This window comes from Ilumatobacter sp. (assembly GCF_049588435.1).
GTDB lineage: Bacteria > Actinomycetota > Acidimicrobiia > Acidimicrobiales > Ilumatobacteraceae > Ilumatobacter_A.
Genome location: NZ_JBAVYV010000008.1, coordinates 1 through 15,293 on the forward strand (window position 1 = coordinate 1; position 15,293 = coordinate 15,293).

Consider the following 15,293-nt stretch of genomic DNA (forward strand, 5'->3'; position numbering starts at 1 on the left):
GGTCGCGACGTCGCCGGGCGAGAAGATCACCGCCGATCTCACGATCGTGGCCGCCGGTCCACCCGGACAGGTCGCCCGGATGTTGGGCGCCACACGAGTCGAGGGGGAGACGTTCGGACTCGCCATCCGCACCTACGCCGAGACCCCACGCCACGGCGATGAACACCTCGAAGCGATGCTCTCGCTGAAGGACGAGAACGGCACGGCTGTTCCCGGATACGGCTGGATGTTCCCTGCCGGCGACGGCACCGTGAACATCGGTGTCGGCGCGTTGTCGACGATGAAGGGGTTCAAGAAGCTGAACCTCAACACCATGATCGAGTCGTACCGCCGCGTCGTCGAGCCCGAGTGGAACCTCGGGCCCGACCTCGAACGTCCGCGTGCGTGGCGCCTGCCGATGTCGACCAAGCAGCGCGTCGGGCCCGGGTGGGTCGCGATCGGTGATGCTGCCGGCCTGGTCAACCCGATGAACGGTGAGGGCATCGACTACGGGCTCGAGTCCGGAATGCTCGCCGCCGACCTGTTCGTCGACGACCCCGCCACGGCGGTCGAACGCTACGACACCGAGGTGGGAGAACGCTTCGACGCGTTCCTGCGCACCGGCCGCCGGTTCTCGTTCCTGATCGGGCATCCGTGGATCCTGAAGAACGGCCTGCGGTTCTCGGTGAGCACCGAGTCGATCGCGAACATCACACTTGCCGTGATGGGCAACCTCGTCGACAACGAGACCCCCGGTGCCGCCGGCCGCGTGATGTGGCTCGCCGACAAGGGTCTCGGCCTGGCCGACCCCATCCTCCGCAAGACCCGCGCCACCGCCTGACGTATCAAGTGGTCAATCGGTGTCAGGCACCCGTTGACACGTCCGACAACTGGTGCCTGACACCGGTTGTCGGACCGGTCGGCAGGTCGGGCTCGGCCTCGATGTCGACGGTGGGAAGGAGGCGATCCAGCCAGCCGGGCAGCCACCAGTTGGCGTCACCCATCAACTTCATCGTCGCCGGAACCAGCACGATCCGCACGATCGTCGCATCGACGAAGATCGCCGTGGCCAGACCGAGGCCGAACATCTTCGTCGTGGGATCGCTGCCGAAGACGAAGCCACCGAACACCGCGATCATGATCAGGGCGGCCGACGTGATCACCCGGGCGGTGGTCGCCAGGCCGTGGATCACCGCGGTGTCGTTGTCACCGGTCGCCAGGTACTCCTCACGCACGCGTGACAGCAGGAAGACCTCGTAGTCCATCGACAGCCCGAACAGGATCGCGACCATGAACATCGGGATGAACGACACGACCGGCACCGTCGACTCGAGCCCGATCAACTCCTTGCCCCACCCCCACTGGAACACCATCACGAGCACGCCGTACGCCGCGCCGATGCTGAGCAGGTTCAGCAGTGCGGCCTTCAACGGGACCAGCACCGACCGGAAGACGAGCATCAGCAGCAGGAACGACAGCAGGATCACCGCCCCGATGAACACGGGCAGTCGATCGGTGACCCGGCCGGCCACGTCGCCGAAGTTGGCCGTCGATCCACCGATGTGAGCACTCGCGTCGCGACCGTCGAGCACGGGTGCGAGCACCTCGGAACGCAATCGACGGACGGTCTCGAACGTGGCGTCGTCCTGAGGCGCGGTCGTGGGAATCGCGACGATCGTGGCCACGCCCGAGTTCGAGTCGACGACCGTTGCGCCAAGCCCCGCGATCCCGGGATCAGCGGCGACCGCGTTGGCGATCGGCCCCACGACGGTCGGGTCGTCCGCGATGTCGATCGCGATCACCAACGGCCCGTTGATCCCGGGACCGAAGGCGTCCGCGACCAGGTCGTACGCGCGCCGCTGAGACTGCGAGGTCGGCTGCGTGCCGTCGTCGGGGAAACCCAGATCGAGCGCCAGCACCGGTGCAGCGAGGGCGACCAGGAGGACGGTGACGCCGATCGCGTACGCCCAGGCATGTGCGGTGACGTGACGGCCCCAGCGAATCCACCCGGGGCTCACCACGTCGCTGCGGTGTCGACGGTGGATCCGCAGACGATCGATCCACGGACCGGCCACACCGAGCAGCGCGGGCAGCAGGGTCACCGATGCGACGACCATGATCAGGACGATCACCGAGATGGCGACGCCCGCCGCAGTCATGAACGGGACACCGGCGAACGCCAGGCCGAGGATCGCGATGACGACCGTCCCGCCGGCGAAGATCACGGCTTGACCGGCGGTCGCGACCGCTCGTCCGGCCGCGTCGGCGACATCCACACCGCGATGCAGGAACTCGCGATGGCGGGTGACGATGAAGAGGGCGTAGTCGATGCCGACACCGAGGCCGATCATGCTGCCGATCTGCGGCGCCCAACTCGGAACCTCGATCACGTAGGCGATGAGCGACATCGCGCTGACTCCCAGCGCGAGTCCGAACAATGCCATCGCGATCGGCAGTCCCATCGCGATCACGGACCCGAACGCCACGAGCAGCACGATCCCGGCGATGACCAAACCGATCACCTCGCTCGGACCGGTCTCGGCTTCACCGAATGCGAAGAACAGGTCGCCACCCGTCTCGACCTGCAACGTCGAGTCCACTCGAAGACCCTCCACCGCGGCGACCAGTTCGTCGAGATCGCCACGATCGAGTTCATCCATCACCGGGTACTGGACGTCCAACACCGCGACGCGCCCATCGGCCGACACGGCACCACTCGCGACGGCACTGTCGTTGCCCTCCGCGAGCAGCGCAGCCGGGTCGGTGACCGCGAGCGCATTCGGCAGCGCACTCACCGCGGCGTGCGCATCGGAGAGATCGGCCCGAGCCTCCGGAGACGCGAAGAACGTCGCATTCGGATCGAGCGGCGTCGCGACGACGCGCGCGGTCAAGCCCGCCCGGTCCGATCCGGCGGCATCCAACAACTCGACCGCCTGCTGCGAGTCGACCCCCGGAACCTCGAACGAGTCGTCGAGTTCACGTCCGAGGAGACCGGACGCCGCGACGACCGCGATCGCCACGACGACCCAGGTTCCGATCACCTTCCAGGGGTGGCGGGCCGCCCCACTCCCCAATCGATACAACGCTGATGACATCTCGAGACTCCTCCGGAACCGGTCGACGCCGTCCCGGTGACGGCGTCGAGTTCATCGTGACGAGTACTCCTCACCCGGACATCGGGGATTCGGTCGGTTCTCGATCGGCCGAACGATCGGTCCCGGGATCGCACTTTCGGCCGATACGCGGTCCGTCGACGATCTCTACATTGGAGCTGTGGCCGCTTCGCTCGTGAACTCTCTGCTCGCCGAGCCGGCCGTCGCCGACCCCCCACGTCGCGTCTGGCGCGACTGGGCGCTGTTGGCCGTCATGGTGACCACCGTCGTCGTCGAGGCCTTCGTCAACGACGCGGCGAGCTGGCGGCCCATCTCGACCGTGGTCGTGGTGGCGATGTTGTCGACACTGATGTGGCGGCGAACCCATCCGCTCACCGTCATGGTCATCAACTTCGGGGTGGTGCTGGTCGCCGAACGGATTGCGCAGGTGGCGAGCGGTGAGCCGTTCGAGTACTACAGCGCTGCGTTCCTGCTGTTGGCCCCGTATGCGCTGTTCCGGTGGGGATCGGGTCGCCATGCCGCAATCGGTCTGGGGATCATGCTCGCCACGCTCGTCTCGGCGTTGCACGGCGACTGGACCGGCCTCGGCGACGCGATCGGCGGAACGCTGGTCCTGCTGTTCCCGGCCGTCCTCGGTCTGGAGGTTCGCAACCTCGTCGGGTCACGCGAACGCGACCGCGAAGAGGTCAAGCTGCGCGAACGAGAACTCCTCGCACGCGAGCTGCACGACACGGTCGCGCACCACGTGTCGGCGATCGCGATCCGGGCCCAGGCCGGGCGCGTGGTCGGCGCGAACGATCCGGATGCGGCGCTCGACGCACTCGTCGTCATCGAGGAGGAGGCATCGCGCACGCTCGCCGAGATGCGCGGCATCGTCGGAACCCTCCGCGGCGACGCGCGTGCGGAGTTCGCTCCTCAGCCGCAACTCACCGACCTCCATCGCCTCGCGACCGGTCCGCGGGAGCCTCAGGACGGGGATGGCCCGCGCGTCGAGGTGACCGTCGCGTCCGACGTCGGCGATGTCGGACCGACCGTCGGTGGAGCGCTGTACCGGATGGCGCAGGAGGCGATCACGAATGCCCGCCGGCACGCACGCAGTGCCACCATCGTGTCGGTGGACGTGGCGACGGACGGCGAGCAGATTCTCCTCCGCGTCGACGACGACGGACTGGACACCACCGCGTCAGCAGACGGGTCGGGTGGATTCGGGATCGTGGGAATGACCGAACGTGCGCACCTCCTCGGCGGCACGCTGACCGCCGGGCCCAACGCCGATCGAGGTTGGCGAGTCGCCGCATCGATCCCCCGCCAGGCGGTCGGATCATGACGCTGCGGGTGCTCGTCGCCGACGATCAGGATCTGGTCCGAACCGGCCTCACGATGATCCTCGAAGCGCAGGACGGCATCGAGGTCGTCGCCGCGGTCGGTGACGGACGGGAGGCGGTCGAGACGGCACGACGGATCCGACCGGATGTGTGCCTGCTCGACATCCGCATGCCCGATCTGGACGGCATCGAAGCGACGCGACTGCTCGCAGGTCCCGGCGTCGAGGATCCGCTCGCCGTCGTGATCATCACCACGTTCGACCTGGACGAGTACGTCCACGGAGCACTCAAGGCCGGGGCCCGCGGATTCCTGCTCAAGGACGCCGGACCGGAGTTGTTGGTCCAGGCGATCAATGCCGCCGCGAGCGGTGACGCGCTGATCGCACCGAGCGTCACCGCACGTCTGCTCGAGAACTTCGCCGACGCGTCATCATCCTCACGTCCGGCGCAACCGATCGACCCGCTGACCGATCGCGAGGAACAGGTCGTGTTGACCGTCGCCCGAGGTCTGACCAACGTCGAGATCGCCGCCGAACTCCACATCAGCCTGAGCACCGTCAAGTCGCACCTCGCGAGCCTGATGTCGAAGCTCGGTGCCCGCAACCGGGTCGAGATCGCGATGTGGGCCTACGAAACCCATCGCGTCCCCCGCTGACGTATCAACCGGGGTCTGACCCCAGTCGATAGGTCAATCGACGTCTTGGTGGGACAGGCGCCAGCTGGCGAGGGCGACTGCGCCGACGCTCACGAGCAACGGGACGACGACCGCGACCGGGGTCGTGAAGTCCGCGCCACCGAGGTCCGCACCGGTGCGGTCGACCACGATCGAACGCAGGTAGGTGCGGATCGCGAACTGCGCGACACCGGGTCCGCCCAGAGCGATGAACCCTTCCCAGATCAGGATGTAGGCGAGCCCCCAGACGATGTGGCGTTGCAGCCAGACGCCCAGCATCGTGAAGATCGAGCAGTACGCGACGAGCCCGACGAGCGTCGCGACGAACGTGGCGCCGACCAACCCTCCACCGACCCCCGTCAGGACCGCTGCGAGGACGACCGTCGGGAGCACGATCGGCGTGGCGATCGTGAGCGAGGCGAGGACGGCACCGACGACGATCGGCCATCGGTTCACCGGCCGGAGCCAGAGGTAGACGAGCGTCTTGTCCTCGCGGAGATCTCCCAGCGAACCGCCGGCGAACACCAAGCAGACGACCGGGACGACGACTGCGAAGCCGAGGTTCGCGATCACCGACGCCGCACGATCGACCGATGCGACATCCGAGACACCCACGGCGAACCCGGCGATGGTTGCCGTCAACGAGAGCAGGAACAGCGCGATGATCCGACCCGTGTGACGCATCTGTCCCAGGACGAGGCCGTACGAGATGCCCACCGCATCGACCGGGCGGACGCTCGATCGCGTGACGCCGGCCGGATAGGACTCCGCCGGTCGCGTGGTCGTGTCGTCGCTCATCGTCCCTCCACCAGATACCGGAACACGGATTCGAGGTCGTCGTCGAGCGGACGCACCTCGTCGAGTCGGACGCCGAGTGCCACGGCGAGCGGGGCGAGCTGTCGACCGAGCGCATCGACATCGGACGTCTCGACGACCGCACCACCGTCGCCGAAGGAGAGCGAGCTGATCAGACCGAGCCGGACCAGTTCGGTTGCGAGACGACGCGGATCCGACGACCCGAGCCGGATCCGATGCGGTCGGTCATCCATCAGCTCGCGCAGGTCGCGGTAGTCGCCGGTCGCCACGAGCCGGCCCTGCGCGACGACGAGGACGTTCGAACCCAGCCGCGCCACCTCGTCGAGGACGTGACTCGACACCAGGACGCACCGGCCCTCGTCGCCGAGCCGGTGGAACAGGGCGATCATCCGCCGCCGCTGGACCGGGTCCAACCCGGTCAGCGGCTCGTCGAGCACGAGCACCTGCGGGTCGTTCACGAGCGCTGCCGCGACCTTGACCCGCTGACGCATTCCCTTGGAGAACTGTCCGACCGTCTTCGTCCCGACGTCCGCGAGGTCGACCTGGGTGAGCGCCCAGCGCGACACCTCGACCACGTCGGTTCGGTCGATTCCGTGTGTGCGCGCAGCGAGAGCCACGAACTCGTCGGCCGTCAGGTGATCGAAGAGGGCATCCTGTTGTGGAACGAGTCCGATCGAGCCGCGCACCGCGCGATCGCGACGGGGGTCCGCGCCGAGCACCCGGAGCGTTCCCCGCGACGGCGGTGTCAAGCCGCACAGCATGCGGAACAGGGTCGACTTCCCGGCACCGTTCGGTCCGAGCAGCGCGGTGACGCCTCGATCGACGGTGAAGCTGACCTCACTGACGGCGACGACGGACCGATAGAACTTCGAGACGCCGTTGACCGCGATCATGCCCGACATCGCGGGTCGCGCAACCGGAGCCGTCGGCCATGTCGCCACCGCCGATCCAGGAGATCCCCCGGGAGGAGGAGGCGGCGGGGTCTGGTGCGCCGCCGGCGGCGGCGGGATCGGAACCGGTGGGGAGTTCGGGACCGACCCTGCGGGTGGTTGCGGGACGGCGTTGCTCATCGCGCCACCACCAGCCGCGAGTAGCGCCACGCGACGATCGACAGTCCGCCGATCGTCCATGCCAGATTGACCGCGACGATGCTGAGCGTCGAGACCTCTGGGAAGGCTCCCGGCTGACCGAAGATCCGGTAGACGAGCTCGAACGGCATCGAGAAGACGTCGAGCAGTCGCCAGGAGGGCGAGAGCCCCGCGCCGTCGACCAGTGCCGACGCGACCGCGGGTGACGCGAGCGCGAGGAGAACCACGCCGATCGAGGCAAAGGCGCGGCGATCGGTCAGGCTCGCCGCGGCCATCGACACCGCCGTGAGCGCGCCGGAGATGGCGAACGCCGACACGAAGATCCGCAGCAGTACGGCCAGCCACGCCCCGAGCCCGTCCGGACCGACGTTCTCGAACGTGTACCCGATGAGGAGCAACAGCGGTGGGCCGAGTGTGACGAGGCCCAGCGTCAGGAGAACCGCCGCCCCCTTCGCGGCGAGATAGGTACTGCGTTTCAGCGGGGTCGACAGGTACATGGCGAGCATGCCGTTGCGGCGGTCGCCGACGAGGACCTCGGGGGCGACGAGACCCGCGAACAACAGGATCGCGGCGGTGATGAAGCCGTAGTACCCCGCGTAGTCGGCGATCTCGTTCGGATCGAGAAGGTCGCCGACGAGGACGGCCAATCCGACGAAGGCGATCGCCGGGACGTACGCGATCGCGACCGCGAGGACCGGGAAGATCTTGTGGCGGGCAGGCCGGCCGAGGCCGAGCGTCGAACGGATGCTCTGCCAGGTCACACTGCGGATCGCCTGCATCACGCCGGCGCGCGGTCCGTCGTAGCGCTGGAAGCCCCGTTCGACGATCTGCGCGCCCGGTGCGGACGGCGGCGGCTGCGACGGAGGGGGTGGCGGGGTGAGCGCGCTCACGCTCCGGCTCCCGGGACCGTGGCATCGGACGACGCGGTCGGCGCAAAGTCGTTCGTGAACACGTCGTCGAGGGTGCGCCGACGACGGCCCAGCGTCCGGATCCGTGCGTGCGTCGCCGCGACCGCGACGAGGACCGCATCGAAGAGCTCCTCGTCGGTCGCACCCGACACCGACAGGGCGAGATCTCCGCGATGCACGCTCAAGCCGCAATCTCGGAGTTTGCTCGCGACCGCGTCGATCGAACCCGGTCGATCGACGATGTCGACCAGTTCGACCTCGACACCGCCGAGCGAGCCGGCGAGTTCGGCCAACGAGCCCTGCGCGATGAGGCGACCGGCATCGAGCGCGACGACGTGGTCGCAGACCCGCTCGACCTCCTCGAGCACGTGCGACGACAACAGCACGTCGATCCCGAACTTGCGGTGCACGTCGACGATGATCGAGAGCATCTCGTCGCGCTGGACCGGATCGAGGCCGTCGGTCGGTTCATCGAGCACGATCAGGCTCGGATCGGCAGCGATCGCCTGGGCCAACTTGACGCGCTGGCGCTGCCCGGTCGACATCGTCCCGAGTGCGCGGAAGCGTTCCTCGCCGAGTCCGACGAGATAGAGCGAATCACTCGCACGCGACCGTGCTTCGTCTCGCGGCAACCCGCGAATCTGTGCGAAGTGTCGAACGAAGTCGTAGGCGACCATGTCGTCGGGGAACACGTTGCGCTCGGGTCCGTACCCGATCATCGCCCTGAGCTGCGGACCGTCGGCCGACGGGTCGAGCCCGAGAACGCGGATCGACCCGGATGTCGGTGTGAGCAGACCGAGCACGAGCGAGATCAGCGTGGTCTTGCCGGCGCCGTTCGCCCCGACCAGACCGGTCACCCCCGACGGCACGCGCAGGTCGAGTCCGTCGAGCGCCTTGGTCGACGGGAACTCCATGACCAGACCGGTCGTCTCGATGATCGAGGGCACGATGTCAGCGTCGCACGGAATGTCGCTCACCACATCGACCATTCGGCCCATTGTCACCCACCGAACGACCGACCCCCGACCACCCCGGCCCGATCTCGTGAACTCTTCCGGCGCTCCGTGCGCGAACAGTTCACGAGAACGGCTAGTTGGCGCGGCGGACGATGATGCTGCCGACGGAGTAGCCCGCCCCGAACGAACAGATCACGCCGAGGTCACCGGCCTCGAGGTCGTCGCGGTGTCTGTGGAACGCGATCACCGAGCCTGCCGACGACGTGTTGGCGTACTGATCGAGGATGACGGGAGCCTCGTCGGCGTCGGGAATGCGCCCCAGCACACCCTTGGCGATCAGCTGGTTCATCTTGAGATTGGCCTGGTGCAGCCAGAAGCGTCGCACGTCGGTCGCCTCGATCCCGACCTCGCCGAGGTGACCCGTGATGTGCTTCACCACCAGCGGACAGACCTCCTTGAACACCGACTGACCGTTCTGGCGGAAGACAAGTTCGTGCTCGTCGCGTTCGCCGTCCTCGGACCCGTTGAGGAACCCGAAATCGTTACGGATGTTGTTGGAGAACTGAGTGGCCAACTTGGTGCCGAGGACGTCCCATCGACCGTGCGAGCCGCCACGATCGGCCACGGCGTCATCGGTGCGCTCGATCACCAGCGCGGTACAGGCGTCGCCGAAGATGAAGTGGTGGTCGCGAAGTTCGAAGTTGTTGTGTCCCGAGGTGATCTCGGGATTGACGACGACCACGCAGTTGGCCGTCCCGTTGCGGAGCGCGTCGACCGCGTTCTGGATCGAGAACGTGGCCGACGAACAGGCCACGTTCATGTCGAACGCCCACCCACCCGCTCCGAGCGCGTTCTGGATCTCGATCGCCACGGCCGGATAGGCGCGCTGGAGGTTCGAGCACCCCACGATCACCGCGTCGACGTCGGACGGTCGACGGCCCGCCTGCTCGAGTGCCTCGTGGATCGCCGGGAGCGACATCTCGGCCTGGATGCCGAGTTCGTCCTCGCTGCGCAACGGGAGGTGCGGTCGCATCCGGTCCGGATCGAGCACCCCCGACTTCTCCATCACATAGCGCGATGCGATGCCCGAGGCCTTCTCGATGAACGCCTCGTCGGGCAGGTCGCGTGGCGCGATCGTGCCGGCGGCGATCTCGTCGGCGTGTTCACCGTTCCATCGCTCGACCGACGCGGACAACGACGCGGCGAGTTCGGCATTGCTGATCGATTCGGCGGGTGTGAACAAGCCGGTCCCGGTGATCGAGACGCTGACGGTGGAGGGCGAGACCATGCCCCGAACCTACGGCACCAGACCGTGGCGGAGTGTGCCGAGCGGGTCGAGCAATGGCACCGACCCGGGGCTCGTTCAGGAGAGGTGCATCCGCACGAGGCTGCGCAACTGGTCGATCCCGTCGCCCTTGGTCGCGCTCGCCCAGACGATGTCGTCCGGTTCGAGCATGCAGCCCGATGCGAGTTCCTTCCGGCGCGTCGCCCGCTTCGACGACTTGACCTTGTCGAGTTTCGTCGCGACGACGGTGTGCGGGACGGTGTTGAACCGCAACCAGTCGAGCATCTGCACGTCGAGCTTCGTCGGACCGATCGCGCCGTCGACGAGCACGAACACCATCACGAGTTCCTCGCGTTCGAGCAGGTACCCCTCGATCATCGCGGGCCAGTCGCCCTTGATGCTCTTGGCCGCCTTGGCGAACCCGTATCCGGGGAGGTCGACCACCGTGGCGACCGGCTCGGCCGGCACACCCCGATCGGTCTTCCCACGCGGACCCTCGTCGAGGCGGAACAGATTGATCAGCTGTGTTCGGCCCGGCGTGTTCGACACGCGCGCGAGTTGCTTCCGATTGGCGATCGCGTTGATCAACGACGACTTCCCGACGTTCGATCGTCCGACGAATGCGACCTCGACCGGCGATTCGGGAAGTGTCCGTGCGCGAGACGCCGACTCGACGAAGGTCAACTGCAGCGGGCTGCTCATCGTCCCATCATTCAACCTTCGGCGCGCAGAAGTGCGCGATCCTCCCAGAACTTCGAAATCCTCGACACGCGAACGAGCGTGCCACCTACGGTCGATCTCCCGTCACGTACATGAATCTCGGAGAAACGACACCCATGATCTCCCGCCTCACCGCTGTCACCGGCCACCCGATCGGTCGAACCGCACTCGCCGTCGCGACCTTGGTGACCTTGACGGCCGGCTGCAGCCAGATCGCCGAGCGCGCGACCGAGGAGGCCGTCGAACGAGCGGTCGAGGCCGACAGCGGCGAGGACGTCGATTTCGAAATCGACGACGATGGGTTCTCGATCGAAACCGAGGAGGGGGACATCACGTTCAGTGCGAACGGGGATGGCATCGAGATCGAGGGCACCGACGAGGACGGCAACGACTTCTCGCTCGACGCGACCGAGAACGGACTCGAGATCGACGGCGCCGACGGCGAGTCCGTGTACGACGCCGGCGAAGGCATCCCCGATGAGTGGCCCAGCGATGTCCCCGCCCCCGATGGCCTCAGCGACGTCTACGGCACGTACGTCTCGGAGGGAGGACAGGAGAGCGTGCTCGTCACCGGCTCGACCGACGGGAACGCGAGCGACGTGTTCGACGAGTACGCCGAACGGCTGACCGGCGCGGGCTTCGATGAAACCGCGACGTCGAGCCCGGGCGACGGCTTCCGCACGGCAACGTACGCGAAGGGCGAACGCACGGTCTCCGTCACCGCGCAGTCATCGGACGGTCGAACCGACCTGATCGTCGTGATCGGGGAATGACGGCCTGAGCGGGCTCAGCCGGACACGAGCGAGGCGATCGCCCAGATCGCGGCGACCAGTCCGACGAACGCAAACGCCAACGAACGTCCGACGGGCGCCTTGTCGAGGTGGGTGTCATCGAGTTGCCGCTCCGGTGGTTTGATCACCGCCAGCAGGCTCCCGACGAACAGCGCCCCACCGAACGCGAGCACCAGCAACGGGAGCAGATCATCACCGAGGAACACGCCGTCAGCGTACGTGTCGGTCCGGTTCGACCCACTCCGGACCGACCCCGTCCGGACGACCCCGATCGATCATTCTCGTGTCTGATCAGCTGACAATTCTGGATACATTTTCTCCGATGCACACCGTCCTGAGGATCGATTCGTCCGCCCGCAACGCCGATTCCGTGAGCCGAGAGCTCACCTCGCGCCTGATCGATCGGCTCCCCGGCAACACCGTGGTGCGCACCCGGGACCTGTCCCACGGCGTTCCCCTGCTCAGCGAATCGACCCTCCTCGCGATGTGGACGCCGCACGAACACCGCACGCCTGAGCAGAACGAAGCGCTGTCGATCGCGGACGAGTACATCACGGAACTGATGGACGCCGACGTCGTGGTGATCGGACTTCCGATCTACAACTTCGGTCCTCCCGCTGCACTCAAGGCATGGGCCGACCTCGTCGCCCGCGCGGGAACGACGTTCCAGTACGGCGAAGCCGGGCCGATCGGACTCGTCGCCGACAAGCCCGTCTACATCATCGTCGCGTCGGGCGGCGTCCCGATCGGTTCGCCGATGGACCTGTCCTCCACCTGGCTGGCGACGTACCTCGGATTCCTCGGGATGACCGACATCCAGATCGTCGAGGCAGGGCAGTTGAACGTCGACCCGGATGGGGCCCTGGCCGTCGCCCGCCAGGCGGTCGACGATCTCGACCTCGAGCAGGCGATCGCCTGAGTTCACCTCCCGCGGTGATTCCCGCGTTGGCACATCGGTGGCAGAGTGAGCACCCATGAGCCTCGATGGAACCGTCGCCCTGGCCCGCCGGCGTTACGCGGACGGCCACCCCCGCAGCCGTGACGTCGCCGACCGTGCACGAACCGTGCTTCCCGGCGGCAACACGCGGTCGGTCCTGCACTTCGATCCGTTCCCGTTCCGCGTCGAACGAGCGTACGGGTGCGAACTGCACGACATCGACGGACATCGCTACGTCGACCTCCTCGGCAACTACACCGCCGGTCTGCTGGGACACGATCCCGCACCCGTGTACGACGCCGTGCGCGATGCGCTCGACGGAGGTTGGAGCCTCGGCTCGGTCCACAACGACGAGGTGCGTCTCGCCGAGCTGCTCGTCGAACGATTCGACACGATCGAACGAGTCCGGTTCACGAACTCGGGGACCGAAGCGAACCTGATGGCGCTCGCCGTCGCCACCCACCACACGCGCCGACGCAAGATCGTGGTGTTCGCGAACGGGTACCACGGTGGCGTGCTCACGTTCGGCGAGTCGGCGAGTCCGGTCACCGTGCCCCACGACTGGCACGTGTGTCGCTACAACGATGTCGACGATGTCACCGCAGCGTTCCGTGATCGCGGGACCGAGATCGCCGCCGTGCTCGTCGAACCGATGCAGGGGTCGGGCGGCTGCATCGTCGGTGACCCGGCGTTCCTCCGGACGCTGCGCGCACTGTGCGACACGAACGGCTCGCTGCTGGTCTTCGACGAGGTGATGACGTCGCGATTCTCGCGGGGCGGCGCCCAGCACCTGCTGGGCATCCGCCCGGACCTCACCACCCTCGGCAAGTACCTCGCCGGCGGGTTCAGCTTCGGTGCCTTCGGCGGGCGTGCCGATGTCATGGCCCACTTCGACCCGGCCGCGGGCGGCGTGCTCGGTCACGCCGGGACGTTCAACAACAACGTCGTGTCGATGTCGGCCGGTGTGGCTGCACTCGGCGACGTGCTCACCGACGACATCCTCGATGCGACCCACGCGCGCGGCGACGACCTGCGCACGGCGATCGGTGAGTCGTTCACCCGCAACGGCATCCCGATGTGTGTGACCGGCGCCGGTTCGCTGATGAACGTGCACGGCACCCCGGGTCCCGTCGCATCGGCCGATGATCTCGTCGGCGCGGACGATCGGCTGAAGGAACTGTTCTTCTTCCACTGTCTCGACGGTGGCTACTACCTGGCGCGACGCGGGTTCATCGCGCTGAGCATCGAGGTGTCCGACGCGCATGTCGCCGGTTTTCTCGAGGTCGTCGACCGCTTCCGCATCGACGACTGACCAGGTCCGATCCCGCGTCCCACCTGCGATACTCACGGCTGTGAATCGACCGCCGCAACCGACCTACGTGACCACGCCCGCCGCTGCCGGACGCAGCGGTGCGCTGCACGTCATCGGCAACATCTTGTGGTTCGTCCTCGCCGGACTCTGGATGGGTCTCGGATACATCGTCGCCGGCATCGTCCAGTGCATCACGATCATCGGGATCCCGTTCGGACTGCAGTCGTTCAAGCTCGCCGGGTACGCGTTCTGGCCGTTCGGGCGAGTCGTGTACCACCGCACCGATCGCTCCGCAGGGCTGTCGTGTGTCGGCAACGTGATCTGGATCGTCCTGTCAGGGTTCTGGTTGGCACTCGGACACGTCTTCACCGGGATCCTGCTCTGCATCACGATCATCGGGATCCCGTTCGGCATCGCGTCGTTCAAGTTGGCCGGACTCGCGCTCGTGCCGTTCGGGAAGACCGTCGTGACCGCGGGACAGCCGCTTCCGCCCGAGGCGACCGTCTACCTCGCGCTCTGACGCGTCCGGCGATCGGCAACGATGGCGGGATGGCTGCGCGACGGGGATCTTCGGGACGACTGGTTCTCGCCGGCCTCGCTGCAGCCGGCTTCGCGCTCGCACTGGTCGCCCTCGTCTCGTCACAACTCGCGTTGATGTCGATCCTCGACGCCGACCGCGCCGAGCACGCAGCCGAACAGATCGCTCACTCACGCTTCACCGCGGACATCATCGACCAGACGGTCGTGCGCGCGGTCGCACCGGTCGCCGGTGACGCGATCGCCCAACAGGCGGCGACGATCGCCAGCCAGGACCCGAATGTGGTGAGCGTCGTCGAGGCGTCGCTGCTCAACGCGCACCGTCAGATCGTCGATCCCGATGCCCCGGTCGAGGTGGTCGACGGCAATGTCGCCGTGGGTTCGGCAATCGTCACGTCGATCGCGGACACGGCGGCCGCCAACGGTATCGATCTCGCAGCGCTCGGCCTGGGTGGCGTGACCGCCGACGGTGCCCTCGACACGGCGGCGATCGCCACCGAGGCCGGCCTGCCCGACATCGTTCCGGATGACCTCCCGCGGCTCGGGTTGCGCGACGTCGCCGAGACCACGCGCTGGATCTCCTTGGTCGCGCTGTGCTCGTTCGCCATGCTCGCCGTCCTGGTCCACCCCCGCCCCGGTCGCTCGCTGCGTGGGATCGGCACCAAGATCGCGGTGGTCACCGGCGTCTGGCTGATCACCCTCCTCGTCGCCGGGTGGATCATCGGACTGATCGCCAACACGTTGTTCGGGGAGATGATCGACGCCGTCTGGTCCGATGCCGTGCCCTCGATGATGCTCCTCGTCATCGCCGGTGTCGTCATCGGGATCGCGCTGGTGCTCGCCGGCATTGCGC

General features: G+C 67.3%; 15 protein-coding genes and 1 pseudogene. 8 read left to right on the forward strand and 8 right to left on the reverse strand.

The features are described 5' to 3' along the window. Positions 1–820, forward strand: a pseudogene (locus tag WBV89_RS00150) (hypothetical protein); the annotation flags it as partial. A 22-nt stretch (positions 821–842) separates the two neighbouring features. Here the strand turns inward: WBV89_RS00150 and WBV89_RS00155 are convergent. Continuing rightward, positions 843–3,074 carry an MMPL family transporter gene (locus WBV89_RS00155; protein ID WP_423979322.1) on the reverse strand — a complete coding sequence of 744 codons (2,232 nt, stop codon included), beginning with the start codon at positions 3,072–3,074 and terminating at the stop codon, positions 843–845. 178 nt (positions 3,075–3,252) lie between these two features. On the opposite strand from WBV89_RS00155, the gene WBV89_RS00160 reads away from it, so the two are divergent. Continuing rightward, positions 3,253–4,419: a histidine kinase gene (locus tag WBV89_RS00160; RefSeq protein WP_423979323.1), complete on the forward strand. Its 1,167-nt coding sequence runs from the start codon at positions 3,253–3,255 to the stop codon at positions 4,417–4,419. After that, positions 4,416–5,072 (forward strand): response regulator, encoded by a 657-nt coding sequence (locus WBV89_RS00165; protein ID WP_423979324.1) that lies wholly within the window; start codon positions 4,416–4,418, stop codon positions 5,070–5,072. Before WBV89_RS00160 ends, WBV89_RS00165 begins: the two co-directional genes overlap by 4 nt. Before the next feature lie 33 nt (positions 5,073–5,105). On the opposite strand, the gene WBV89_RS00170 is transcribed toward WBV89_RS00165, so the two are convergent. The 6 genes from WBV89_RS00170 to yihA all read right to left on the reverse strand — a co-directional run bounded on the left by WBV89_RS00170 (position 5,106) and on the right by yihA (position 10,845). Next, the gene (locus tag WBV89_RS00170) at positions 5,106–5,888 is read right to left on the reverse strand and encodes a hypothetical protein (RefSeq protein WP_423979325.1); all 783 of its coding nucleotides are present in this window, start codon (positions 5,886–5,888) and stop codon (positions 5,106–5,108) included. Continuing rightward, complete coding sequence (locus WBV89_RS00175; RefSeq protein WP_423979326.1) at positions 5,885–6,799, reverse strand: ABC transporter ATP-binding protein; 915 nt, start codon at positions 6,797–6,799, stop codon at positions 5,885–5,887. The genes WBV89_RS00170 and WBV89_RS00175 overlap by 4 nt, the downstream gene beginning before the upstream one ends. Before the next feature lie 173 nt (positions 6,800–6,972). After that, positions 6,973–7,884 (reverse strand): ABC transporter permease, encoded by a 912-nt coding sequence (locus WBV89_RS00180; RefSeq protein ID WP_423979327.1) that lies wholly within the window; start codon positions 7,882–7,884, stop codon positions 6,973–6,975. Beyond that, positions 7,881–8,879, reverse strand: coding sequence for an ABC transporter ATP-binding protein (locus WBV89_RS00185; protein WP_423979328.1), 999 nt, complete (start codon positions 8,877–8,879; stop codon positions 7,881–7,883). The genes WBV89_RS00180 and WBV89_RS00185 overlap by 4 nt, the downstream gene beginning before the upstream one ends. Before the next feature lie 112 nt (positions 8,880–8,991). Further along, a complete protein-coding gene (locus WBV89_RS00190; RefSeq protein WP_423979329.1) occupies positions 8,992–10,146 on the reverse strand; it encodes a beta-ketoacyl-ACP synthase III in 1,155 nt (384 codons plus the stop codon). A gap of 75 nt (positions 10,147–10,221) precedes the next feature. Beyond that, positions 10,222–10,845 carry a ribosome biogenesis GTP-binding protein YihA/YsxC gene (yihA, locus tag WBV89_RS00195; RefSeq protein ID WP_423979330.1) on the reverse strand — a complete coding sequence of 208 codons (624 nt, stop codon included), beginning with the start codon at positions 10,843–10,845 and terminating at the stop codon, positions 10,222–10,224. 134 nt (positions 10,846–10,979) lie between these two features. Here yihA and WBV89_RS00200 point away from each other — a divergent pair, with 134 nt between their 5' ends. Continuing rightward, the gene (locus WBV89_RS00200; RefSeq protein ID WP_423979331.1) at positions 10,980–11,636 is read left to right on the forward strand and encodes a hypothetical protein; all 657 of its coding nucleotides are present in this window, start codon (positions 10,980–10,982) and stop codon (positions 11,634–11,636) included. 14 nt (positions 11,637–11,650) lie between these two features. Here the strand turns inward: WBV89_RS00200 and WBV89_RS00205 are convergent, their stop codons facing one another. Beyond that, on the reverse strand, positions 11,651–11,860 hold the full coding sequence (locus WBV89_RS00205; protein WP_423979332.1) for a hypothetical protein: 210 nt from the start codon (positions 11,858–11,860) through the stop codon (positions 11,651–11,653). Positions 11,861–11,976: 116 nt separating this feature from the next. On the opposite strand from WBV89_RS00205, the gene WBV89_RS00210 reads away from it, so the two are divergent. From WBV89_RS00210 to WBV89_RS00225, 4 genes are all read left to right on the forward strand, one after another. Next, positions 11,977–12,573, forward strand: a complete 597-nt coding sequence (locus WBV89_RS00210; RefSeq protein WP_423979333.1) for an FMN-dependent NADH-azoreductase — start codon at positions 11,977–11,979, stop codon at positions 12,571–12,573. A gap of 55 nt (positions 12,574–12,628) precedes the next feature. Continuing rightward, positions 12,629–13,903, forward strand: a complete 1,275-nt coding sequence (locus tag WBV89_RS00215) for an aspartate aminotransferase family protein (protein WP_423979334.1) — start codon at positions 12,629–12,631, stop codon at positions 13,901–13,903. A gap of 103 nt (positions 13,904–14,006) precedes the next feature. Next, on the forward strand, positions 14,007–14,423 hold the full coding sequence (locus WBV89_RS00220) for a YccF domain-containing protein (RefSeq protein WP_423979336.1): 417 nt from the start codon (positions 14,007–14,009) through the stop codon (positions 14,421–14,423). A gap of 29 nt (positions 14,424–14,452) precedes the next feature. Further along, a partial coding sequence (locus WBV89_RS00225) for a hypothetical protein (protein WP_423979335.1) occupies positions 14,453–15,293 on the forward strand: 841 nt, incomplete at its 3' end.

Coding starts and splice junctions, on each gene's coding strand:
- WBV89_RS00155 (WP_423979322.1), bottom strand. CDS start 3,074: ATGTCATCAGCGTTGTATCGATTGGGGAGTGGGGCGGCCCGCCACCCC.
- WBV89_RS00190 (WP_423979329.1), bottom strand. CDS start 10,146: ATGGTCTCGCCCTCCACCGTCAGCGTCTCGATCACCGGGACCGGCTTG.
- yihA (WP_423979330.1), bottom strand. CDS start 10,845: ATGAGCAGCCCGCTGCAGTTGACCTTCGTCGAGTCGGCGTCTCGCGCA.
- WBV89_RS00170 (WP_423979325.1), bottom strand. CDS start 5,888: ATGAGCGACGACACGACCACGCGACCGGCGGAGTCCTATCCGGCCGGC.
- WBV89_RS00200 (WP_423979331.1), top strand. CDS start 10,980: ATGATCTCCCGCCTCACCGCTGTCACCGGCCACCCGATCGGTCGAACC.
- WBV89_RS00165 (WP_423979324.1), top strand. CDS start 4,416: ATGACGCTGCGGGTGCTCGTCGCCGACGATCAGGATCTGGTCCGAACC.
- WBV89_RS00175 (WP_423979326.1), bottom strand. CDS start 6,799: ATGATCGCGGTCAACGGCGTCTCGAAGTTCTATCGGTCCGTCGTCGCC.
- WBV89_RS00210 (WP_423979333.1), top strand. CDS start 11,977: ATGCACACCGTCCTGAGGATCGATTCGTCCGCCCGCAACGCCGATTCC.
- WBV89_RS00215 (WP_423979334.1), top strand. CDS start 12,629: ATGAGCCTCGATGGAACCGTCGCCCTGGCCCGCCGGCGTTACGCGGAC.